Origin of the sequence: Vibrio sp. V15_P4S5T153 (assembly GCF_963874485.1) — a bacterium.
In the GTDB taxonomy this organism is placed as follows: domain Bacteria; phylum Pseudomonadota; class Gammaproteobacteria; order Enterobacterales; family Vibrionaceae; genus Vibrio; species Vibrio anguillarum.
On record NZ_CAWNHR010000004.1, the window covers coordinates 2093 to 3132 of the forward strand.

At 39.1% G+C, this 1040-nt stretch carries 3 protein-coding genes; all 3 read right to left on the bottom strand.

Annotation, left to right across the window (positions count from 1 at the left end):
- Window positions 1-108: 108 nt before the first annotated feature.
- Genes AACT42_RS00815 through AACT42_RS00825 form a run of 3 tightly spaced genes read right to left on the bottom strand, consistent with a single transcriptional unit; the run spans window position 109 to window position 940 of the window.
- Window positions 109-498, bottom strand: a complete 390-nt coding sequence (locus AACT42_RS00815; protein ID WP_094167944.1) for a hypothetical protein — start codon at window positions 496-498, stop codon at window positions 109-111.
- Entirely contained in the window at window positions 498-722 is a 225-nt protein-coding gene (yidD, locus tag AACT42_RS00820) for a membrane protein insertion efficiency factor YidD (RefSeq protein ID WP_094167945.1), read from the bottom strand. The genes AACT42_RS00815 and yidD overlap by 1 nt, the downstream gene beginning before the upstream one ends.
- Window positions 723-724: 2 nt before the next feature.
- Window positions 725-940 (bottom strand): DUF4177 domain-containing protein, encoded by a 216-nt coding sequence (locus tag AACT42_RS00825; RefSeq protein WP_094167946.1) that lies wholly within the window; start codon window positions 938-940, stop codon window positions 725-727.
- Between the last annotated feature and the right edge of the window lie 100 nt (window positions 941-1040).

Consider the following 1040-nt stretch of genomic DNA (forward strand, 5'->3'; position numbering starts at 1 on the left):
CTAACGCCGCATTAAGGTGTGAGCGGCGCTTGCCTATACTTTGAGCGAAGCGAAAACGGCAAGCGTTGCGAATCACTCTTAAATGCTTTGTTATACAGCAGGTTACACCTAAGTTCTTCGTACGTTATTGAAGATTTCACAGGACAATTTATAGTTGTGTTGTCTAGCGATCTTTTGTGAAAAAAACAGCTGAGGAAGCTCATAGATTACGAGTAGTGAAAGGATAATCAATGCACTTGAGTGACCTAGAATTAAGCCAATGACACTAATCGTTAGCAGTGCCAACTCTAGGATAAATAAACCGTACTTACCTAAATAACAATGGTGAAAGCCACCAATAAAAAACCAGTTCAATGTAGCATAGGTGTCTGGATCCTTGAGCTTTTTTGACTGTTGCTCATAGAACTCTTTCTTTTGAGCTTCAGGTAATGATTTCACCTGCTTTCTCAGGAGTTCTTCTTTATGCTCCAACTGCTCAATCGGTTCAAATAAACGCATTACGGTACCTCATCATATATTTTTTCAATGAGGTCAGGTTGGTTACATCGCTTTATTCTCGCTAGCCCTAGCTTCCAACCTTTTAAAGCCCCATACTTTTCAATACATTGTTTAGTGTACTCAGAGCAAGTAGGCTCAAAATTACATTCAATGTTCAACAATTGCTTTGATCCACCGCTAGCTTGATAGCGGCGAATCAATTTTAAAGAGATATACTTAATCAAGCTTATCGGCCAAGAGTGATAATCACAGCCTCACGCTTCCAAAACAGCATAAAACGCTTTTGCTCAACTACTTGAAATACAACTTGCCAGCCGTCTTGTGCAAATTTGTTTAGCTCTGCTTCCATTTTTTGCACAGGTAGGCCACTCGCGCCTAACAAGATTGTTCCACAGCCACCTTCTACGATGTGAACTACTTTATATTCTGTAAATGTTGTCATTTTGCAACCAACTATTTTAATAAAAACAGAATGTTACAACACTCAAGAAAGTGCATCAAGGTGTATATTATTAGATTTGCTGTATAACGCCGCATTAAGG